At 73.0% G+C, this 20,238-nt stretch carries 19 protein-coding genes; 10 read left to right on the top strand and 9 right to left on the bottom strand.

Annotation, left to right across the window (positions count from 1 at the left end; all coding sequences use genetic code 11):
• Nucleotides 1-14 precede the first annotated feature (14 nt).
• Nucleotides 15-599, top strand: coding sequence for a hypothetical protein (locus tag ACIP64_RS10170; protein ID WP_401583602.1), 585 nt, complete (start codon nt 15-17; stop codon nt 597-599).
• 1 nt (nt 600) lies between these two features.
• Here ACIP64_RS10170 and ACIP64_RS10165 read toward each other — a convergent pair whose 3' ends face one another.
• From ACIP64_RS10165 to ACIP64_RS10155, 3 genes are all read right to left on the bottom strand, one after another.
• Entirely contained in the window at nt 601-1,338 is a 738-nt protein-coding gene (locus ACIP64_RS10165) for a hypothetical protein (protein ID WP_401583600.1), read from the bottom strand.
• A 497-nt stretch (nt 1,339-1,835) separates the two neighbouring features.
• The gene (mgrA, locus tag ACIP64_RS10160) at nt 1,836-2,882 is read right to left on the bottom strand and encodes an L-glyceraldehyde 3-phosphate reductase (protein ID WP_401583598.1); all 1,047 of its coding nucleotides are present in this window, start codon (nt 2,880-2,882) and stop codon (nt 1,836-1,838) included.
• 108 nt (nt 2,883-2,990) lie between these two features.
• Nucleotides 2,991-3,902 (bottom strand): alpha/beta fold hydrolase, encoded by a 912-nt coding sequence (locus ACIP64_RS10155; protein WP_401583596.1) that lies wholly within the window; start codon nt 3,900-3,902, stop codon nt 2,991-2,993.
• Nucleotides 3,903-4,054: 152 nt separating this feature from the next.
• On the opposite strand from ACIP64_RS10155, the gene ACIP64_RS10150 reads away from it, so the two are divergent.
• The 3 genes from ACIP64_RS10150 to ACIP64_RS10140 all read left to right on the top strand — a co-directional run bounded on the left by ACIP64_RS10150 (nt 4,055) and on the right by ACIP64_RS10140 (nt 10,254).
• Nucleotides 4,055-5,257, top strand: a complete 1,203-nt coding sequence (locus ACIP64_RS10150) for a cytochrome P450 (protein WP_401583594.1) — start codon at nt 4,055-4,057, stop codon at nt 5,255-5,257.
• A 506-nt stretch (nt 5,258-5,763) separates the two neighbouring features.
• Nucleotides 5,764-8,736, top strand: a complete 2,973-nt coding sequence (locus ACIP64_RS10145; protein ID WP_401583592.1) for a carboxypeptidase regulatory-like domain-containing protein — start codon at nt 5,764-5,766, stop codon at nt 8,734-8,736.
• Nucleotides 8,737-8,898: 162 nt separating this feature from the next.
• Nucleotides 8,899-10,254: a mycothione reductase gene (locus ACIP64_RS10140; RefSeq protein ID WP_401583590.1), complete on the top strand. Its 1,356-nt coding sequence runs from the start codon at nt 8,899-8,901 to the stop codon at nt 10,252-10,254.
• A gap of 14 nt (nt 10,255-10,268) precedes the next feature.
• On the opposite strand, the gene ACIP64_RS10135 is transcribed toward ACIP64_RS10140, so the two are convergent.
• From ACIP64_RS10135 to ACIP64_RS10120, 4 genes are all read right to left on the bottom strand, one after another.
• Nucleotides 10,269-10,745, bottom strand: a complete 477-nt coding sequence (locus tag ACIP64_RS10135) for a hypothetical protein (RefSeq protein WP_401583588.1) — start codon at nt 10,743-10,745, stop codon at nt 10,269-10,271.
• A 327-nt stretch (nt 10,746-11,072) separates the two neighbouring features.
• Nucleotides 11,073-11,564, bottom strand: coding sequence for a nucleotidyltransferase domain-containing protein (locus ACIP64_RS10130; protein ID WP_401583825.1), 492 nt, complete (start codon nt 11,562-11,564; stop codon nt 11,073-11,075).
• Nucleotides 11,564-12,124 (bottom strand): GNAT family N-acetyltransferase, encoded by a 561-nt coding sequence (locus ACIP64_RS10125; RefSeq protein ID WP_401583586.1) that lies wholly within the window; start codon nt 12,122-12,124, stop codon nt 11,564-11,566. The genes ACIP64_RS10130 and ACIP64_RS10125 overlap by 1 nt, the downstream gene beginning before the upstream one ends.
• Before the next feature lie 75 nt (nt 12,125-12,199).
• Nucleotides 12,200-13,048, bottom strand: coding sequence for a DUF1684 domain-containing protein (locus ACIP64_RS10120; RefSeq protein ID WP_401583585.1), 849 nt, complete (start codon nt 13,046-13,048; stop codon nt 12,200-12,202).
• Between the two features lie 186 nt (nt 13,049-13,234).
• Between ACIP64_RS10120 and ACIP64_RS10115 the strand changes: the two genes are divergently transcribed.
• Nucleotides 13,235-14,059: a helix-turn-helix transcriptional regulator gene (locus ACIP64_RS10115; protein WP_401583583.1), complete on the top strand. Its 825-nt coding sequence runs from the start codon at nt 13,235-13,237 to the stop codon at nt 14,057-14,059.
• A gap of 72 nt (nt 14,060-14,131) precedes the next feature.
• Here ACIP64_RS10115 and ACIP64_RS10110 read toward each other — a convergent pair whose 3' ends face one another.
• Nucleotides 14,132-14,905, bottom strand: coding sequence for a polysaccharide deacetylase family protein (locus ACIP64_RS10110; protein WP_401583581.1), 774 nt, complete (start codon nt 14,903-14,905; stop codon nt 14,132-14,134).
• Nucleotides 14,902-15,168 (bottom strand): hypothetical protein, encoded by a 267-nt coding sequence (locus ACIP64_RS10105; RefSeq protein ID WP_401583580.1) that lies wholly within the window; start codon nt 15,166-15,168, stop codon nt 14,902-14,904. Before ACIP64_RS10105 ends, ACIP64_RS10110 begins: the two co-directional genes overlap by 4 nt.
• Before the next feature lie 169 nt (nt 15,169-15,337).
• Between ACIP64_RS10105 and ACIP64_RS10100 the strand changes: the two genes are divergently transcribed.
• The 5 genes from ACIP64_RS10100 (at nt 15,338) to ACIP64_RS10080 (ending at nt 20,001) form a co-directional block, all read left to right on the top strand.
• Entirely contained in the window at nt 15,338-16,516 is a 1,179-nt protein-coding gene (locus ACIP64_RS10100) for a sensor histidine kinase (protein ID WP_401583579.1), read from the top strand.
• Nucleotides 16,504-17,178, top strand: a complete 675-nt coding sequence (locus ACIP64_RS10095; protein ID WP_401583577.1) for a response regulator — start codon at nt 16,504-16,506, stop codon at nt 17,176-17,178. The genes ACIP64_RS10100 and ACIP64_RS10095 overlap by 13 nt, the downstream gene beginning before the upstream one ends.
• Nucleotides 17,179-17,287: 109 nt before the next feature.
• Nucleotides 17,288-18,196, top strand: coding sequence for a helix-turn-helix domain-containing protein (locus ACIP64_RS10090; protein WP_401583576.1), 909 nt, complete (start codon nt 17,288-17,290; stop codon nt 18,194-18,196).
• A 76-nt stretch (nt 18,197-18,272) separates the two neighbouring features.
• Complete coding sequence (locus tag ACIP64_RS10085; RefSeq protein WP_401583574.1) at nt 18,273-19,100, top strand: SAM-dependent methyltransferase; 828 nt, start codon at nt 18,273-18,275, stop codon at nt 19,098-19,100.
• Nucleotides 19,101-19,410: 310 nt separating this feature from the next.
• A complete protein-coding gene (locus ACIP64_RS10080; protein ID WP_401583572.1) occupies nt 19,411-20,001 on the top strand; it encodes a TetR/AcrR family transcriptional regulator in 591 nt (196 codons plus the stop codon).
• Nucleotides 20,002-20,238: the final 237 nt, after the last annotated feature.

Here is a 20,238-nt window from a genome sequence, read left to right as displayed (position 1 = left end):
GGAATGAGCGACTTATGGATGTAATATTTCCCGTTTCGGCGTATCCGCCGCTCGCCCTCGGCTTCTTCGGCCTGGGCACCGGTTACCTGATCTGGGGCCCGCAGGAGTTGTTCGGCTGGCCCCGACGCGACGAGCGCGTGGACCGCGCGCTGGGCACCTGGGGCATCTGGCTCCCGGGCTTCTGCCAGTTGCTGGCCGGCGCGATCCTCTTCGTCGGCCTCACCTGGTTCGAGGTCTTCAAGGCGCCGACCCTCTACATGGCGGCGCTCGCCTTCTCCGCGTACGGCATCCACTGGTTCGCCCTGGGCTGGGACCGCTACCGGGGCAACGACCCCCGCGTGAACGCCGGGGTCTCGGTGGCCTACATGGTGCTGTCGGCCCTGGGCGCGACGGTGTTCTTCGCCGTGAAGGACTGGCCCGTCGGGATCGTCTTCATCGGCCTGTTCCTCGTCTACGCCGCCAAACTCGTCATGTCCGTCGGCGTTCCCGTCGCCGAGCGGGCGATGGGGCTGTTCCGCATCCTGACCGCCTGCTGGCTCATGTACCTGACCTTCGCCGTCGTCGTCGACTTCGCCCTCGGGTACGACTGGCCCACGTAAGTCACCGCGGTCGCATCAGCAAGAGGTCCTCTCCCCACGCGTCCAGCACCGCGCCGTGCCCGGCGCGCCGGGCCGCCGGCTCGACGCGGGCGAACAGGCGGCGCTGCGTGGGCACGTCGCCGGTGCGCGCGACGGTGTCGACCGCGGCCAGCAGCGCGGCGGAGTCCCAGCCGGGAAGGGGGTACCGGGCGAGCTCCCACTCCAGGTACTTGTGGTACGGACGGGGGCGGCGGTCGAGGGCGAAGAGCAGTTCCAGCAGGAAGCCGATGCTCTCGGCGGCGTCGAGGCGGGCGGCGAGGCCGTGGCCGTCCCGGTCGTTCTTCACCGACCGGTAGAGGGAGTTGGCGTAGGCGTCCAGCCATCGGCCGGAGTCGCGGAACGCCTCGCCGGCGCCGAGGCGCGCCTTGGCGGCGACGATGCGGGCGATGCCCCCGTCGAGCCGGTCGAGCACGACGCGTGCGCGGGCGAGGGCGTACCGCTCGAAGCCGGGCATCCCGGCCGCGCGGAACGCGGTCAGGGTGACGACGACGAGGTCCAGTCCGGGGGTGCGGTGGCCCGTGAAGCGGGTGAGGTCCGTCGCCGCGCCGTCGGCGAGGACGACGTACAGGTCGTGGTCGGAGTACGCCGTGGTCATGCCCTCATGGGCCTGTGAGCCCTTGAGGACGAGACCGACGACGGCCGGGTCGGCGAGCGCGAGTTCGGTGAACGCCGCGTAGCTGAGCGGGAGCTGAGGGGGCATCGGTGATCTCCGCGGAGTGGTGGCCGGTCATGGCTGCCGGCGGCCCGCCTGCCGGGGGCCGCCGGTACCGTCCGCGGCGGCGCGGGGCCGCCGCCCGGGAGATCAACGCATCGACGCGATTCTATAGGGCGTGTTTCGAAAGTCCCTCCCCCAGCTACCGCTGGGAGGTGCCCCAGGCACGGCACAGCCTTCGGCCGGGGGTGCCCCCACGCTGTGTTGTCGAATCGTCCGAGTAGCCCACTACGAGGACGACTCTCCGCCTTGCGATGCACCGCGCCTGGGGGGTACCCCCAGCGGTAGCTGGGGGAGCCGCGGGACCCGCCCTCCGGGCGGCCGGCGCTACTTTCGAAACGCGCCCTAGTCGGCGTCGTCAGCGGCCGTTCCGTCCTGTGACGCGCCCTCAGGTCCGCTGGGGGACGTGGGACCCGCCCTTCGGGCGGTGGGGGCCCCAGTGGTGGCTGAGCGCTCACTCGACGACGCGGCCCAGCGGCCGCCCCTCAGCCGAGGGCGCCGTTGCGGGCGTCGCGCCAGAGGTCGACACCGCTCGCGTCGAAGGAGAACTCGTCGATCCGGGCCAGTTCCTCGGCGCTGAAGTGGAGGTTGCCCAAGGCGGCGACGTTCTGCTCGACCTGCTCAACACGGGACGCGCCGATCACGAGCGAGGTGACGCGCTCGTCGCGCAGGGCCCAGGCCAGTGCCATCTGGGCCAGCGACTGGCCGCGGTCGCGGGCGATGCCGGCGAGGCCGCGCAGCCGTCGCAGCATGTCCTCGGAGAGCCAGGCCGCGTCGAACGTCGAGCCGTGCGCGGCGCGGGAGTCCGCGGGCACGCCGTCGAGGTAACGGTCCGTCAGAAGGCCCTGCGCGAGCGCGGTGAAACCGATCACGCCGACGCCCTCGGCGTGCGCGGTCTCCAGCAGGCCCTCGGTCTCGATCCAGCGGTTGAGCAGGGAGTACGAGGGCTGGTGGATCAGCAGCGGGGTGCCGAGGTCCCGCAGGACGGCGGCGGCCTCGCGCGTGCGCTCGGCGTCGTAGGAGGAGATGCCCACGTACAGGGCCTTGCCCTGGCGGACCGCGGTGTCGAGGGCGCCCATCGTCTCCTCGAGCGGCGTGGTGGCGTCGAGGCGGTGGGAGTAGAAGATGTCGACGTACTCCAGGCCCATGCGCTCCAGGGACTGGTCCAGCGAGGCGAGCAGGTACTTCCGGGAGCCGCCGCCCTGGCCGTAGGGGCCGGGCCACATGTCCCAGCCCGCCTTGGTGGAGATCACCATCTCGTCGCGGTAGGGCGCGAGGTCGTTCTTCATGATGCGCCCGAAGGTGAGCTCGGCCGCGCCGTACGGCGGCCCGTAGTTGTTCGCCAGGTCGTGGTGGGTGATGCCGAGGTCGAACGCGCGCAGGGCGATCTCGCGCTGCCGCTCGAAGGGCTTGTCGTCGCCGAAGTTGTGCCAGTAGCCCAGGGAGAGCAGGGGCAGGTCGAGTCCCGAGCGTCCGGTGCGGCGGTACCGCATCGTGCCGTCGTAGCGGTCGGGGTTGGCGACGTGGGGCATGGGACTTCTCCGCGACGTAGGGGGTGGCGTGCGGGGGCCAGCCTGCTGTGCCGTGATTAGGAAGTCCAACAGTCGTCGTCTCTTGGATTGAGCGCTGTGGCTTCTCAATCATTCGACGCTGTCGAGGAAGTCGGCGACGACGCGGTTGAAGAGCGCGGGGTTCTCCCGGAACATCAGGTGGCTGCCCGCCTCGTCGGCGGAGAACACGCGTGCGCGTGCTCCGGGGATCAGGGAGGCGACCCACTCGGTCGTGCCGGGCGGCAGGAAGCTGAGCTCGCCGCCGATGACGAGCGCCGGGACGGTGATGCGGGGCAGGACGTCCCTCCAGTCGTTGGCGTAGTGGTCCAGAAGGAGGTCCGCCGCGTGGCGCGGCGGCAGCAGCCGGGTCTGCTCCACGAGCCACCGCACCTCGTCCTCGCCGAGGGACGGGCTGTGCAGCATGGCGACGACGGCGCGCACGACGGCATCGACAGCATCGGGACCGCCGCGCAGTCCGGCGGCGAAGCCCAGGGGCATGTCCCGGGTGAACACGGCGGCGGGCGGTGCCTCCTGCCCGGCACCGGCGAATTCGGACGACACGACGGGCGACTGGTCGACCAGGACCAGCCGGCCGGTCCGGTCGGAACCGAAGAGGTCCCAGTGGCACCAGAGGACCGAGCAGCCCAGGGAGTGGCCGAGCAGGGTCGCGTCGCGCAGGTCGAGGCCCTCGAGCACCTGGTGCAGGTCCATGGCGAGCCGGGAGGCGCGGTAGCCGTGGGCCGGGCGCTCCGAGCGGCCGTGGCCCCGCTGGTCCAGGGCGATCACGCGGCGGTGGCGGCCGAGTCCGTCGATCTGCGCGGCGAACCCGGCGGCGGTCTGCCCGAACCCGGGGACGAGGACGAGCGGGTGCCCGGGGTTCCCGGATCCGGCCTCCTGATACCGCAGGCGCACTCCGTCGTCGGTGAGGATCTCGCCCTCGCGGCGGCCCGGGACCGGGGTGCTGCTGCCTTCGACGTTCACGGGGTACCTCGCGTGGATCACAGGGTTTCCATGGTAACCACCTGAGGTGGTGTCGGTAGTGGCGTCCTGCGGCCGCTCGCCGTGCGGGAAGCGGAAACGCCCCGAACGATGGGATGAGACGGGACGGCATCGGCGCCGCGGCGCCGTACGGCGAGCACGGAGCGCGATCGGCCATGGCGACTCATCCGGAGGTTTTCCGCTTCGACCCCACCGGGCGCCGGCTTCTGGAGGACAACGCCAGGCTCAGGAGCCTCGGTCCGGCCGTCCGGGTCGATCTCTCGGGCGGCGTGACGGCGTGGTCCGTCACGCGGTACGACCTCGTCAAACGGCTCACGGAGGACGACCGCGTGTCCCGTGACGCCCGGCGCCACTGGCCCGCGCTGGCCGCCGTGGAGGGGGACTGGCCGCTCGCGCCGTTCCTGCTCGCGCCCACGGTGCTCAACGCGCACGGCACCGATCACCGCCGGTTGCGCACCGTCATGGAGGACGCGTTCACGGCGTCGCGCCTGGAGGCCCTGGGGGAGCGGCTGCGCGAGCGGGTGGACGCCGCGCTCGACGCGCTGGGGACGCCCGGCTCGGGCACGGTGGTCGACCTGCGCCGCGGCTACGCGGAGGTCGTCGCGGCCGGGACCGTGTGCGACGTCCTCGGCGTCCCTGAGGAGAGCGTGGAGCGGTCGCGGCGGGCCGTCGGTAGTCTGCTGGAGCCCCCCGCCGACCCGGCGGCGGCCGCCGCGGGCATGGACGACGCCATGGGCTTCCTCGCCGCGCTGCTCGCGGCCAAGCGGGACGACCCCGGGGAGGACCTGGCCACGACGCTCGTGCGGGCCGCGGACATGACGGACGAGGAACGCCTGCTGGCCCTCGTCGTCACCATCGCCGGCGGGGTGCCGTCCACCACCGGTCTCATCGGCAACGCCGTCGTCAACGTCCTCCGGCACACGCGGCAGCGGTTCGCCGTCACGGAGGGCATGACACCGTGGTCCGCGGTCGTCGAGGAGACACTGCGCGCGGACGCGCCGGTGCAGCACATGCCGCTGCGCTACGCGCTGGAGGACATCGACCTCGGGGAGGGCGTCGTGATCCGCCGCGGGGAGGCGATCCTCGTGGGCTTCGGGGCCGGCGGGCGCGACGCGCGGCTGCACGGGGAGACGGCGGCGACGTTCGACGCGGACCGGCGGGACAAGGAGCACGTGGCGTTCGGCCACGGCGTGCACGGCTGCATCGGGGAGACGCTGGCCCGGCTGGAGGCGGCGGTCGCCCTGCCCGCACTCTTCACGCGCTTCCCCGGCCTGGAACTCGCCGAGCCCGCCGAGGCGCTGGAACCGCTGCCCACCATCGTCTTCCACGCGATGGCGCGGGTGCCCGTCCGGCTCTGACGCGACCGCCCGGTGCGCGGAATTCCGGCACCTCGCCGCAATTCCGAATGGCCGGTGCACGGTTGTGCGGTTCCCTTTCCGTCGAGACCGGATTCTCGTCCGCGGCAGCTCCTGAGGCAAGCCGGGGCCGGGGCGGGAATGCGCGGCTGCGCAAGTGGGAAGTCCGGGCTCCAGGAATGTCGCAGCCGACGTGCGCGAACCGGCGGGCGATCTGCCCGTCTTCATGGCGGCTGAAGCGGATTCGCCACGAGGGCAACCCTGTTCACCTGCTCTTCCCCTTCGTGCCGTGAGTCGTGCACGCTTTCCTGCCGCACGGTGAACCGGCTCTTTTTTGAACCTTTTTACTCCTGGCCCGCATCATGCGCACCGAAGTGGCGCCGACATGTGACGGCAACAAACAAGGTATTGACACACGGTCAATGCAGGTCCGGTAATGGTGCGTCGGCGGAACCCTGAATCCGCCGTCGCCGGCCCCGAATTCGGGGCCCTGTCCGGATTGGTGGACTGTGTCGATATCCCCCTCCGCGAGAAGTGCCTCACCGGCCTTCCGCGTACTCGGCCGCGGGGCGGCCGTCCTGGGCGTCGCGGCCCTGGCGCTGCTGGGCCTCCAGCCCGCCGCGCAGGCCCGGCCGACCGAACCTGTCGCCCGCGCGACCGGCCAGGCCGCCGCCCATTCCGCGCCCTCGGCGCAGGCGCGCGCCACCGCGCCCGGTACGACGCCCGGCCTCGAACCCGTCTGCGACACCCCCGCGGAGGGCCGCGCCGCCTGCTACGCGCTCCGCGCCACCGGCCAGCCGCCGCTCCTTCGCCTCAGCGCCTCGGCGACCCCCGCCGGCTTCGGCCCGAAGGACATCCAGAGCGCCTACAGCCTGCCCGCCGACGGCGGCGCAGGGCAGACGATCGCGATCGTCGACGCCTACGACAACCCCAACGCCGAGGCGGATCTCGCCGTCTACCGCGCCCAGTACGGCCTGCCGCCGTGCACCACCGCCAACGGCTGCTTCCGCAAGGTCGACCAGCGCGGCGGCACCTCCTACCCGCAGCCGAGCGAGGCGTGGGTGGGGGAGATCGCGCTCGACCTGGACATGGTGTCCGCGGCGGCCCCGGGCGCCCGCATCCTGCTCGTGGAGACCGACAACGACGGCCTGGAGAACCTTGCGGCGGGCGTGGACGAGGCTGTCGCCCTCGGCGCGAAGTACGTTTCCAACTCCTACGGCCGGCTTGGTGACTTCAGCACTGACCTCGCCACCTACGGTGCCTCCTACGACCACCCGGGCGTCGCCGTCGTGGCGGCGAGCGGCGACAACAGGTACGGGGTCTCCTTCCCCTCGACCCTGCCGACCGTGACCGCCGTCGGCGGCACCACCCTCACCGCCGACCCGGGCACCGCCCGCGGCTGGTCCGAGACGGTCTGGGCCCGGGACAACTACGGACCCGGCTCCGGCTGCGCGCGGAACCAGGCCAAGCCCGCCTTCCAGGAGGACGCCGGCTGCACCGGGCGGAGCGTCGCGGACGTCTCGGCCGTGGCCGACAACGTTGCCGTGTACCTGTCGTACGGCGTCCACGGGACCGGCTGGCAGCGCTACGGCGGCACCAGCGCCGCGACCCCGGTGATCGCCGCCCTCTACGCGCTCGCCGGCCCCCCGCGGCCCGGCACGTACCCCAACGCCTACCCCTACGCGGCCGGCGGCGCCGGGCTCAACGACGTCACCACCGGATCCAACGGCACTTGCGACGCCGCCTACTTGTGCACCGGCGGCCCCGGATACGACGGCCCCACGGGCCTCGGCACGCCCGCGGGCCTGGCCGCCTTCCGCAGCGGCCCGCACGGCACCCTGTCCGGCACCGTGAAGGACTCCGCCACCGGCAAGCCGGTCGCCCACGCGACCGTCGGCTCCGGACTGGACGTCGCCACGACCGACGCCCAGGGCGCGTACACCCTCGACCTGCCCGCCGGCACCGTGAAGGACCTGACGGTGAAGGCCTTCGGCTACACCGCCGCCGCCCCGGCCACGTTCACCATCGCCGACGGCCAGTCCCTGACGCGCGACGTCGCGCTCGCCCCGATCCCGCGCGAGCACGTGCGCGGCAAGGTCACCGACGGCTCCGGCCACGGCTGGCCGCTCTACGCCCAGGTCGCGGTCGCGGGTTCGCCCGAGGCCCCGGTGTGGACCGATCCGGAGACCGGCGCGTACCGGCTCGACCTGCCCCAGGGCGCCGAGTACACCCTCGAGGTCACCAGCAGCCTGCCCGGCTACCGGCCCGGAGGCGGCCAGGTCGACGTCGGCAGGCGAAAGGTCACCGCCGACTTCGCGCTGACCGCCGACCCCGACGCGGCGACCGCCGTCGGTTACACCCTCGAACGCCAGGGCCGCACCGAGACGTTCGACTCCACCACCGGCGCGCCGCAGGGCTGGACCGTCGTGAACGCCCCCGGCACCGACAGCGGCTGGGAGTTCGACGACCCGATCCAGCGGGGCAACCTCACCGGCGGCAGCGGTGCCTTCGCCGTCGCCGAGAGCGACAACGGACCGATCGGCCCGCACCAGGACAGCCAGCTCATCAGCCCCGTCCTGGACTTCTCCGCGGGGCAGTCGGCGGAGCTCTCCTTCAAGACCGAGTACGGGTACAACCCGAACAACCAGCAGATGAGCGTGGACGTCACCACCGACGGCGGCGCCACCTGGACCAGCGCCTGGGTCTCGCCGCAGAGCAGCGACAGCGTGCAGAACCGCACCCTGCACGTGGGGCTCGGCGCCTTCGCGGGGCACAAGGCCGTCCAGGTGCGCTTCCGCTTCGTCGCCAACTGGGGCTACCACTGGGCGATCGACGACGTCTACATTGCCACCCGCACCCTCCTGCCCGCCCCCGGCGGCCTGACCGTCGGCACCGTCCGCGACGCCAACACCGGGGCCGGCCTGGTCGGTGCCACCGTCACCGACCTGAAGAACCCGGGGACCACCGCCACCACCACCGCGACCCCCGACGACCCGGCCGTCGGCGACGGCTTCTACACCCTGTTCGCCGCGGGCCCCGGCAGTCACACCCTCAGTGCGACGGCGTCCGGCCACTCGGCCGCCACGGAGCGGGCCACGGTGCACGCCGACCGAGTGACACGTACGGACCTCGCCCTCGGCGTCGGACGTGTCACCGCGACCCCGGACACGATCAGCGGCACCGTCGCCCAGGGACGGCACACCTCCGTCCGGCTGCGCCTCGCCAACACCGGCACCGGGGCGGTGACCGTCCGTCTGGCCCAGCCGTCCGGCACCGGCTGGCTGACGACGGGCGTCTCCCAGGTGACGCTGGAACCGGGCCGGCGCACCACCGTCACCGTCGTCCTGGACTCCGCGTCCTCCGACGTCACGGGCCCGGGCGACTACCGCACCGAGATCGCGCTCACCGGCGACACCCCCTACGCCATCAGCCCGGTCCCGGTGACCCTGCACGTCACCGCGGCCCACGGCCACGGCGCCTGATCGCCCGTCATTTCCTCGGCCGTCCCCGGCCGGACCGCGGCGCGCGCCGCGGTCCGGCCGGGGACACCATGTCCGGGAGCGGTGTGGCCCGCTGCGCCGTCGCGGCCGAAGGGGTCAGAATCGGGAGGAAACGGACTCGGCAGGGATGGAAGGCGGACGGACGTGCGGCAGTACGATCTCGTGGTTCTGGGTATGGGCAGCGGCAACATGCTGTTCGGCGACGAAACCGCCCATCTGCGCTCCGCGGCCGTCGACCCCGGCCGGTTCGGCGGGACGTGCCTCAACCGGGGCTGCATTCCCAGCAAGATGCTGGTCGTCACCGCCGACGCGGTGGTGGAGGCACGGGCGGCCGCGCGGCTCGGCGTCCACGCGACGGTGGAGCCCGTGCGGTGGCGTACCGTGCGCGACCGGGTGTTCGGACGGATCGACCCGCTCCACCAGGACGCGGTGCGGTTCCGCCGTGAGAGCGGCGTCGACGTGTACACCGAGGCGGCCCGCTTCGTCGCGCCGAAGGTGCTGCAGGTCGGCTCCGAGCGGATCGGCGCGGAGACGATCGTCGTGGCGGTCGGGTCGCGGCCGGTCATCCCCGACATCCCGGGGCTCGACACCGTCCCGTACCACACCTCGGACACCATCATGCGGATCGACGAGGTGCCCGCGTCCCTGGTCGTCATCGGCGGAGGGTTCATCGCCGCCGAGTTCGGTCACGTCCTCGACGCTTTCGGGGCGGAGGTGACGATCGTGCAGCACCGGCCGCGGCTGCTGATGGCCGAGGACGAGCAGGTGTCGGCGCGGTTCACCGAACTCGCCTCGCGGCGGCACCGGGTCCTGCTGGACACCGAGGTCACCTCCGTGGCGCGGCGCGGCGACGGCGTCGCGGTCACCGTGCGGGGGCCGCAGGGCGAACAGGTCGTCGAGGCGGAGGCGATGCTGCTGTGCGTCGGCCGCCGGCCCAACACCGACCGGCTGGACGCCGCGGCGGGCGGTCTGGAACTGGACTCCGACGGCCATATCGCGACCGACGCCGCCTGCCGCGCCTCGGTGCCGGGCGTGTGGGCGCTCGGCGACGTCGCGAACCACTTCCAGCTCAAGCACCGGGCCAACGCCGAGGTGCGGCTGGTGAGCCACAACCTGCTGCACCCCGACGACATCCGCACCCTGGGCACCTCCGCCGTGCCGCACGCGGTCTTCACCCATCCGCAGATCGCGGGCGTCGGCATGACCGAGCAGGAAGTGCGCCGCCGCGGCATCGACTACCTCGTCAGCGTCCGCGACTACTCGCAGACCGCGTACGGCTGGGCGCTCGAGGACACCACCAGTTTCGTGAAGGTGCTCGCGAACCGGGCCGACCGCACGCTGCTGGGTGCCCACATCATCGGACCCCAGGCCGCGACGCTCATCCAGCCCCTGATCCAGGCCATGTCCCTGGGGCAGACCGTGGACCGGATCGCCCGGGACGTGCTCTACATCCACCCCGCGCTCACCGAGGCCGTCGAGCAGGCGCTGCTGGACCTCTGACCCCGCGCGCGGGGTCAGGAGACGCCCGTGACGCTGACCGCCGCCCGGCCGCCGTCCGAGCGCAGGACGATATCGAAGAGATACAGGTCCCCGTCCCGCGGTCCCAGCACCTCCCACGCCCCGGCGCGCAGCGTGCGGGAGACGGTCTCGTGGCGCTCGCCGGGCGCCGATCCGCTGACGGCCACGAGCCGTACCGGCGTCCGCCCCACGTTCTTCAGCGTGACGGAACGGGTCAGGGGGCAGCCGGCGGTGCCCGGGGCGGAGCAGTGCCTGCGCACGTCCCCGAAGTGCGTCAGCCCGCACGAGACCTCGGTGGCGAAGGCGAAGTCGGACGAGCAGACGGCGCCGACGCGCAGGCCGTCCTCCGCGTCGTCCGCCCGGCTGCCCGATCCGGACCCGTGCGAGTGCGCGGCGGCGACGGCGCCCAGCGCGGCGGCGGTGACGAGTACGGCTGCGGCGGCAAGTACGGCGGGCAGGAGTGCTTTCCGCACGTGTGGCTCCCAAGGTCGTGCTGTGGAACGGTCGTTCAGGTCGCCGGGAGTGCGGGGCACGGGGGAAGCCGTGCGGATGGCTCACGCACCCGTCGTGCCGGCCTCGCTGTCGAGTCATGGGGAACGTAGCAGACAGTGTTGACGCTCAGCGGCGCGTGTCCAGGGTGTGGGAGCAGGGCGCGGGGAGTGTTCGTCCGGATTGATGAGCATATATCCGGCGTGTTGGGCGCTTCCGGTGTCGCGGAGGCGTCAGGTGCACACCGAATCTCCATAACACTGTTTGACACTTTTGAACGTGAGTGCCAACGGCAGCGGCCCTGCCGGGTCTCAGAAGTGCGTCGCGATGCCGAACACGCGGCGGAGTTGGGTCATGTCGTGCCGGTCGTGGTCGGCCGGCTCGTAGCCCTGGTGGAAGTGGACCTGCTGTGCCGCGGAGAGACAAGGGACGACCGTTCCCTCGATCACGCCGGTGGTGAAGCAGGACGCGGGATACCGGAAAGGGCGGTCGGGGTCCGGGGAAGCCTGTACGGCGGAGCCGTCCGCCGCGAAGGACAGGGGATGGAGGTCGAGCTCCCGCCCGCGCGGGTCCGTCACGACGAACCGTACGGGCCGCCAGTCCAGCGTCTCGGCGAAGCCCGCGTCCGCCAGCGCGGCGACGACGGCCGGCTCCTGCTCGGCGCGGTGCATCAGGTCCAGATCGCGGTGCGGCCGGGTCTGCTCACCGACGAGGGCGTCGATGCCCCAGCCGCCGCCGATCCACACCTCGGTGTGCGCCCGCCGCAGCAGGGCGAGTACGGACAGGACGTCGGACGCGGTCATCATGCGGTGCCCCCCGCACGGGCCGGGCGGGCCGGGACCTCGAAGAGGAGTTCACGGCCGTCCTCCTCGTCCCACTGCTCGCCCACCTCGGCGAAGCCGAAGCCCGCGATCGTGGCCAGGGACGCCCGGTTGTCCGGCGCGACGGCCGCCCGCACGGTCAGGACCGAGGGCTCAGCCGCCGCCCGGCGCAGCAGCTCGGCCACGGCGGAGCGGGCGTACCCCCTGCGGCGGAAGGCGGGAGCCACGGAGTACCCGATTTCGACCGTGCCCGTCCCGTCGGGAGGCCCGTGGAAGCCCGCGTGCCCGACGGCCAGGCCCTCGTCCCCCACGAGGACCTGCCGCACCATCCACCGCGCCAGGCCGGGATCGGCGGCCATCTGACCGAGCCGGTACCGCCACAGCCACAGGGCCCGGTCGGTCAGGAAGTACGCCGTCAGCGGCACGCCCGTCAGCGCACCGGCTCGGGGGAGGTCCCCGTCGAGCAGGGCCGCCATCGCCGCGCCGGACAGTTCCGCACAGCGCACCCGCCGCGGTCCGCGGTCGTCGAAGTCATCGGCCACAGGCGGATGTTCGCCGACCGGACCGCGGCGCGTCCAGCGATTTCCGGCGCGCGGACACCGGTGGGGGTCAGCCGGTCAGCCCTTGCCGCCGCGTTCGAAGGGGATCTTCTCCCCTGCCTCGACGGCCATCGGGAGGCGGTTCCCGGCGGGCGGGAGGGGGCAGGTGGCGAGGTCGGTGTAGGCGCAGGGCAGGTTGGCCGCGCGGTTGAAGTCGAGGCGGACCCGGCCGTCGGGGCCGGGTGCGTCGATCTGGAGCGAGCGGTTGGCGGCGTAGGTGGTCACGCCGGAGGTGGCGTCGGTGAAGAGCGCCATCAGGCTGCCGGGGCGGACTCCGTTGAACACGGTGAGCCGGTACGTGGTCCCGTCCCAGGCGAATTCCACCTGGCCGGGGGAGTCGTAGACATGCTCCAGCCCCTCGGTGACGGCGCCCACGGTCACGGCGCGCGGGGTGTCGAACGGCACGAAGCGGCCCTCGCGGGCCCAGCGGGGGTCCGGGGCGTAGGCGGGCGTGCCGGCGAAAGCGGTGCGCAGGGTGTTGCCGGGGTGACGGGGGCGCACGATGTTGTGCCCGCCGCGCTTGGCGACCTCGATCACCGCGTCGCCGTGGCCCGCGTACACACTGTCCCGCTCGCCGATCACCCCGAAGTCGTAACGGCCGCGCACCGCCGTGCCGTCGACGGTCAGCTCCTCGCCCTCGGCGAGCTCGACCACCACGCGGTCGCCGGCGGCCAACCAGCTTCCGGGGGCGTCGTCGAAGCGCTCGGGCTCAGGGCCGAGCCAGCGCAGACTGGTGATCGCCAGGAAGCCGTGCGGCCCGGCGAGCGTGTCCTCCTTGGCGCGGTGCCAGCGTTCCCACTCCTCGGTGAAGGCGGCCGGGTCGACGGCCTCCCGCGACTCCGCCCGGTGGCTGTCCTGCACGGTCATGTCCACTCCTTCGCCCGGCGATGTGAGCTGTCCCACCCCCGTACAACCCCGTCGGCCCGGCGCGTCATCCCCGGAACGACGGGAAATCCCGGCGGCCCCGGAATAGCGCCGCGCCCGCCGCGGGTTGCAGCGGGCACGGGTGCGCGCCGTGCACCCCGGGGACCGAGGACGAGGGAAGGGCCGGCGGTGCGACGAGGTGAGCTGGCCGGGTTCCTGCGCAGCCGCCGGGCGGCGCTCCAGCCCGAGGACGTGGGTCTTCCCCGCACCCGGCGGCGGCGTGCCGAGGGGCTGCGCCGCGAGGAGGTCGCCGTCCTCAGCCATGTGTCGACCGACTACTACAGCCGGATCGAGCAGCAGCGGGGACCCCGCCCCTCCGAGCGCATCCTCGCCGGGATCGCCGAGGGGCTGCGGTTGTCGCCGGACGAACGCGACCACCTTTTCCGGCTCGCCGGCTACGTCCCGCCGCGCCGTGAGCCGGAGGCGGACGGCGTCAATCCGGGGATCCGGCGGATCCTGGACCGCCTGGGCGACACGCCCGCGCAGATCGTCAACCACCTCGGTGAGACCCTCGCGCAGAACCGGCCGGCCCGGCTGCTGCTCGGGGACCAGACCCGCCACACGGGCCTCGCGCGCTCCCTGGCGTACCGCTGGTTCACCGACCCCGGGACGCGGCTGCCCCTTCCCGCCGACGAGCACGCGCGGCACAGCCGGACCCTGACCGCCCAGCTCCTGGCGGCGCACACCGCGGGCGGCTCCGACCCCCGCGTCCGCGTCCTGGTGGACGCGCTGCTCGACGCCAGTCCCGAGTTCGCCGCGCTGTGGCGCGAACGCCCCGTGCTCGGGCCGTACTGCGAGCCCAAGACGATCCACCACCCCGACGTCGGCCCCCTCCGCCTTCACGGTGAGAGCCTGGCCGACCTCGACCAGTCGCAGATCCTGACCGTCTTCACCGCGGAACCCGGCAGCCCGAGCGAGGAGCGGTTGCGGCGGCTGGCCGGCGGCCGGACCTGACGGGCGTGCCGGCGCCCCCGCACGCCGGGGTGCCGCCGCGAACGGCAGCACCGGCGTCCGGGGGCGCACGGTTCACGGACGGTAGACCACGCCGGGCCGCGGGACGGCCGGGGCGAGCAGCTGGGAGACGGTGACCAGGGTGTAGCCCCGCTTTTGGAGGGTGTCGATGATCGTGGGCACGGCGGGGACCGTTCCCCCGTAGCTCTCGTGGAGGAGGATGATCCCGTCGCGGTGGGTCTGCTCCAGGATGCGCTTGATGATCGTGTCGGTGTCCCTGGTGGCGAAGTCGCTCGCGGTCGCGCTCCACAGCACCTGTGCCAGACCCAGCCGCTTCATGACGCCGGACACGTCGTCGTCGGTACGGCCCTGAGGGGGACGCATCACTGTCGGCGTGTGCCCGGTGATCGCCCGTACCTCCTGCTGCACGGGGGCTATTTCGTCGGTGATCCCTTTCTCGTCCAATGCGGTGAGATTCTTGTGCGACCAGGTGTGGTTGCCGATCTCGTGGCCCTCGCGGGCCATGCGCAGCACCGTTTGCGGATAGGTGTCCGTGTGCCCCTTTCCCTGGACGAAGAAAGTGGCGTGGACGTGCTTTTCCTTCAGGATGTCGAGCAGCGCCGGGGTCGGTCTGCTGGGGCCGCCGTCGAAGGTGAGCGCGACGCATTTGTCCGTGGCGCAGTCGACGGCCGGCTGCGGATCCCCGGTCCCCGCCGCCGCGGCGTGCTCCCGCTCGTCGTGCGGCGAGGTCACCCCGTGGAGTGTTCCGCACGCGGCGGTCGATGCCGCGGCAGCCACGGTGATCAGGGCGAGAACGGCGCGGACGCCGCGTCGGGGGCGCAGTGTCACGAGCCCAGGTCCGCGTCCGTGCGTGCCCGGTGCGCCCCACGGCGCAGCAGTCCCGTCGAGACGCCGAGCACGATCACGCCCGCCGCGAGCACGACGGCCGCGCCGAGGCCCGGGATCTGCACGAGGGCCAGCGTCGCGTGGGCCCAGATCCGCTCGACGATGTGCACGGCCGCGTAGAGCGTGACGACGACTCCCGCGAATGCGGCCGCAATGGCCGCGACGCTGGTCCTGGAAAGGTTCTTGGAGAATTGTTCGAAGTTCATGGCGCCGACGCTACGGAGCGGCGGGGGGCGCCGAATTCGGCCATGCGGAGGTAGTGCGCGCAGCCGAAAGAACCACCGGGACAGGGCGCCTTCATCCTTTGGTACAGGAATTCACCGCGCGCCCCGTCACGAGTTGGCGGGCGGGCGGAGCGCCCTTACGGTGGCGAGCGTGATCGACCTCCGGCAGCAGTGGCGCGAGCGGCCGCGTCTCGCCGACGCCTTCGTGGTGGCCTCGGCGGCGGCGCTGACCGCGCTCGTGGTGCGGTCGGACGCGGGGGGTCTGCCCGTCCAACCCCTGCTGTCCTCGCACGCCGCGCTGTCGTGGCTCGTTCCGTACGTCGGGGGACTGGACGCGCGGGGCATGACCGTGCCGCTGCTGGGGTGCGCGGCGCTCTACTGGCGCAGGCGCTTCCCGGTGGCCCTGGCCCTGGCGCTCGTCGTCCTGGCCACCGCGTGGCCGACCGGCGTGCCGCTGCTGGTGGCCCTGTTCACCGTGGCCGCCCGCCGGCCGGGGCGGACCACCGCCGCGGTCACCGGCTTCGCGCTGCTGCCGGTTCTGGCGCGGCCGTTCGTGACGGCCCTGCTCAACCCCCTGAGCGTGGCCATGGCGGTGGCGGGAGTCGCGTTCGTCGGCGGCACCGTGGGCTGGGGACTGTGGGTCGGGGGTGTGCGGGAACGGGAGGCGCGTGCCGAACGCGAGGCCGCGCTGCGCGCCGACCGGGCGCGGCAGCAGGCGCGCGAGGAGATCGCGCGGGAGATGCACGACGTCCTGGCGCACCGGCTGACGCTGCTGAGCATGCACGCGGGTGCCCTGGAGTTCCATCCGGGCGCCGCGCCCGCACAGGTCGCCGAGGCCGCGGGCGTGATCCGGCAGAGCGCGAGCCAGGCGCTGGAGGACCTCCAGGACGTGCTGCGGGTCCTGCGCGCCCCCACGGTCAGTCCGCACGCCGAGCCCCCGCAGCCCTCACTGGGCGACCTGCCGCGGCTGATCGAGGAGGCACGCGCGACCGGCGCCACCGTGGAGACGCACCAGGAACTGGAGGATCCGGCCACGATGGACCCGGCCACCAGCCGTACCGCCTACCGCGTACTGCAGGAAGCCCTCACCAACCACCGCAAGCACGCCCCCCGTACACCCGTCAGCCTCACCCTCACCGGGGGCCGGCGCTCCGGGCTGACCGTCGGCGTCGCCAACCCCGTGCAGCGCGAGCCCGCGACCCGCGGGCCCGGCTCGGGGCAGGGCCTCATCGGCATGAACGAACGCGTGCGCCTGGCCGGCGGGCGCATGAGCCACCGCCACACCGCGACCGACTTCCGACTCGACGTCTGGCTGCCATGGACAAGATGACCCGCCTGCTCATCGTCGACGACGACCCGCTCGTCCGCTCCGGCCTGCGCCTGATGCTGTCCGCCGCGGACGACATCGACGTGGTCGGCGAGGCCGAGGACGGTGCCGACGTCCTGCCGCTGGCCGAGGCCCACCACCCCGACCTGGTCCTGATGGACATCCGCATGCCGCGCATGGACGGGCTCGCCGCCACCGCCGCGCTGCGGCGGCTGCCGCGGGCGCCCGAGGTGCTGATCCTCACGACCTTCACCACCGACGGCTACATCCTCGGCGCGCTGCGGGCCGGGGCGGCGGGCTACGTCCTCAAGCACACGCCCCCGGCGCAGATCGTGGCGGCGGTGCGCAACGTGATGGCGGGGGAGCCGGTCCTGTCGCCCGACGCCGTCAAGCAGCTCATCGACGCCGTCACCGGCACCGCGCCGGGCGCCCCCGCGGACCGTACCGAACAGGACCGGGCGGAGGGCCTGTTGCGGCTGCTCGGCGACCGAGAGCGGGAGGTGGCCCTCGCCGTCGCCCAGGGCATGACCAACGCGGAGATCGCCGCCTCGTGCTTCATGAGCCTGCCGACGGTCAAGTCGCACGTCTCCCACATCCTGACCAAGCTCGACCTGAACAACCGGGTCCAGATCGCCCTGCTGGTCTACCGCGCGGGGCTGGTCTGACCGGCCGGGCGCGACCGGGCCGTTCCTTCCGCCGTTCTGCGCGGTGGGACTGCGAACGCCGGTGCGGCAGTGGGAGACTGGCCCCGACGAGTCGTTCAGGGGAGTCGAGATGAGCGCTGCTGGGCCGGGCGGTGAGTCCGTGGCCCGTTCCTGGACCGACACGCCCCAGGGCGGCCCGACCGTGCTGCGCATCGTGCTCGGCACGCAGTTGCGCCGGCTGCGCGAGGACCGGGGCATCAGCCGGGAGGCCGCGGGGGACGCCATCCGCGCCTCGCACGCGAAGATCAGCCGCCTGGAACTGGGCCGGGTGGGCTTCAAGGAGCGCGACGTCGCGGACCTGCTCACCCTGTACGGCGTGGCGGACGAGCGGGAGCGCGGTGAGCTGCTCGGACTGGCCCGCCGGGCCAACACCCCCGGCTGGTGGCACCAGTACGCCGATGTCCTGCCCGGCTGGTTCGAGACGCACATCGGCCTGGAGGAGGCCGCGCACACCATCCGGACGTACGAGGTGCAGTTCGTGCCGGGCCTGTTGCAGACCGGGGCGTACGCGCGGGCCGTCATGCGGCTCGGCCACCCCCGCGCGACCGAGAGCGAGGTCGGGCGTCGTGTCGCCATGCGGATGACCCGTCAGAAGCTGCTGACCAGGCCGGGAGCGCCCCGGTTGTGGGTCGTGCTGGACGAGGCGTGCCTGCGCCGGCCGCTCGGCGGCGTCGAGGTGATGCGCGGTCAGCTGGAGTACCTCATGGAGGCCGCCACGCTGCCCCATGTGACGCTGCAGATCGCGCCGTTCGACGTCGGCGGCCTGGCCGCGGCGGGCGGGCCGGTGACCATCCTGCGCTTCTCGGAACCCGCGCTGCCCGACATCGTCTACCTGGAGCAGCTGACCAGCGCCCTGTACCTGGACAAGCAGGAGGACGTCGAGCACTACCTGACGGTCATGGACCGGCTGGCGGCCGAGGCCGAACCGCCGCGCAACTCCGCCCGGTTGCTGGCGTCCTTGATCGACCGGCTCGGCTGAGGGGCGGCGGCACGCGGCCGGATCGGCACACTATCCTTGCGCACGAGGGTGGTTGGGCGACGCGGTGTGGAGAAGGATGGCCGGCATGACGGAACAGGATTCCTGGGTCGACCAGACGAAACCCAGCATCGCGCGCGTGTACGACTACCTGCTCGACGGCAAGGACAACTACGCCGTCGACCGGGAGATCGGTGATGTCTTCAAGCGGGACCTGCCCGGTTCGGTGGCGATCGCCTTCGCCAATCGCGCCGCCCTGGTCCGCGCGGTCCGGGAGATCGCGACGACCACCGACGTGCGGCAGTTCCTCGACCTGGGCAGCGGTCTGCCGACGGCGGACAACGTCCACCAGGTCGCCCAGCGGCACGCGCCGGGCTCCCGCGTGGTGTACGTGGACAGCGACCCGATCGTGCTGGCCCACGGCCGGGCCCTGCTGGAGGACAACGACGACACCCGGGTGATCCAGGCGGACGTGCGGGAGCCCGAGGGCATCCGCGAGCACGCGGACACCCTGGAACTGATCGACTTCAGCCGCCCGGTGGCCGTCATCTTCAGCGCGATCCTGCACCACGTGAACGACGACGAGGACCCGGCGGGCATCGTCGCCTACTGGCGCGAGCAGGTGCCGTCCGGGAGCTACTTCTTCGTCAGCCACTTCCGGTCGGGCAACAACCCGCAGACCGTGGAGGCCGAGCGGGTCCTCCAGCAGACGTTCGGGCGCGGCCGGTGGCGCACCGACAAGGAGATCGAGGGCCTGCTGGACGGGCTGGAGATGCTGGAGCCCGGGATCGTCCCCGCGTCCCTGTGGCGGCCCGAGGCGGCCGACGCCTCGCAGATCGGCCAGGCGGAGCGGGAGCTGACGGTCTGGGAGCACCTGATCGCCGCCGGGATGGCCCGCAAGCCGTAGTCCGCCGCGGCGGACCGGCACCGGGCGGCCCGCCCGGTGCCGGCGCCTGCCGTGCTGCCGGTCGGACCTGGGCCTGCCTCGCCCGCCGACGGCGGAGTGCTCGGAGCCGGTGACGAACGAGACGTCCGGCCCGGCCAGGAAGGCCGCGACCGCCTCCCCGGGCGCGCCGCCCTCGGCCGCCATGACGGAGGTCTTCGGGGGAGGCCGCCGGAGCCGTGGCACGTGTCCCGGCGGGTCCTGTGCTGCGGACGACCTCGTCCAGGCCCACCCGATTGTGGACGGGGCAGTCAAGAACAGATACGGTGGGCGCATGGCACGACCCCGGAGCTTTGACGAGGACCAGGTACTGCGCGCGGTCAGGGACCGGTTCTGGTCGACCGGCTACGCGGGCACCAGCGTCGACGACATCCTGCGCGACACCGGACTCGGCAAAGGCAGCCTCTACGGAGCCTTCGGCGACAAGCACCAGCTGTTCCTGCGCGCGTTCCGCGACTACTGCGACGGGCTCGTCAAGGCCATCGGCGACCGCCTGGAAGGCCCCGACGAGGGCGCACTGGAGCGCCTGGGCGGGCAGGTGCGGGACGTCGCCGCGGCCACCGCCTCCGACGTGGACCTGCGCGGGTGCCTGCTCGCCAACGGCACGGCCGAGCTCTCCGGCCGCGACCCCGAGGTCCAGGCGATCGCCCGGCGCACCTTCGCCGCGCTGGAGGAACTCTTCACCGCGTGCGTCGCGGCCGCCCAGCGCGCGGGCGACATCGACCCGGCCGCCGACCCCGCGCGCCTCGCCGCACTCCTCCTTGCCGTCATCCGCGGCATCGAGGCCCTCGGCAAGGGCGGCAGCGGCCCCGAGTCGCTCCACGCCGTCGCTGACACCGCGATGGCGCTGCTGCCCCGCCCGTAGGTGCGGGGCGGACCGCGCTCCGGAATCAAAGCTTCCGCCTGATGGGCGGCTGTTGTACGGTGTGCCGGATCGCCCGTGCGGCACTTCCCGGCCCGCTCCCGGCCGCGGCCGATGCCGCCCGCTCCCGAACGGCGGGCGTTCGTACCTTCCGGCACGGTATGTGCCGGGGCGTTGCCAGGGCCGCACGACGACGTGGGCCCGGCCCGGTGGGGTGATCCCGGCCGGACGTGTGCCTCA

Origin of the sequence: Streptomyces sp. NPDC088733 (assembly GCF_044751185.1) — a bacterium.
Taxonomy (GTDB): Bacteria; Actinomycetota; Actinomycetes; order Streptomycetales; family Streptomycetaceae; genus Actinacidiphila.
The sequence above is the reverse complement of the archived record's forward strand: the minus strand, read 5'-3'. Positions and strand labels throughout refer to the sequence as shown.

Coding starts and splice junctions, on each gene's coding strand:
- ACIP64_RS10170 (WP_401583602.1), top strand. CDS start 15: ATGGATGTAATATTTCCCGTTTCGGCGTATCCGCCGCTCGCCCTCGGC.
- ACIP64_RS10165 (WP_401583600.1), bottom strand. CDS start 1,338: ATGCCCCCTCAGCTCCCGCTCAGCTACGCGGCGTTCACCGAACTCGCG.
- mgrA (WP_401583598.1), bottom strand. CDS start 2,882: ATGCCCCACGTCGCCAACCCCGACCGCTACGACGGCACGATGCGGTAC.
- ACIP64_RS10150 (WP_401583594.1), top strand. CDS start 4,055: ATGGCGACTCATCCGGAGGTTTTCCGCTTCGACCCCACCGGGCGCCGG.
- ACIP64_RS10130 (WP_401583825.1), bottom strand. CDS start 11,564: ATGACCGCGTCCGACGTCCTGTCCGTACTCGCCCTGCTGCGGCGGGCG.
- ACIP64_RS10120 (WP_401583585.1), bottom strand. CDS start 13,048: ATGACCGTGCAGGACAGCCACCGGGCGGAGTCGCGGGAGGCCGTCGAC.
- ACIP64_RS10105 (WP_401583580.1), bottom strand. CDS start 15,168: ATGAACTTCGAACAATTCTCCAAGAACCTTTCCAGGACCAGCGTCGCG.
- ACIP64_RS10095 (WP_401583577.1), top strand. CDS start 16,504: ATGGACAAGATGACCCGCCTGCTCATCGTCGACGACGACCCGCTCGTC.
- ACIP64_RS10090 (WP_401583576.1), top strand. CDS start 17,288: ATGAGCGCTGCTGGGCCGGGCGGTGAGTCCGTGGCCCGTTCCTGGACC.
- ACIP64_RS10085 (WP_401583574.1), top strand. CDS start 18,273: ATGGCCGGCATGACGGAACAGGATTCCTGGGTCGACCAGACGAAACCC.
- ACIP64_RS10080 (WP_401583572.1), top strand. CDS start 19,411: ATGGCACGACCCCGGAGCTTTGACGAGGACCAGGTACTGCGCGCGGTC.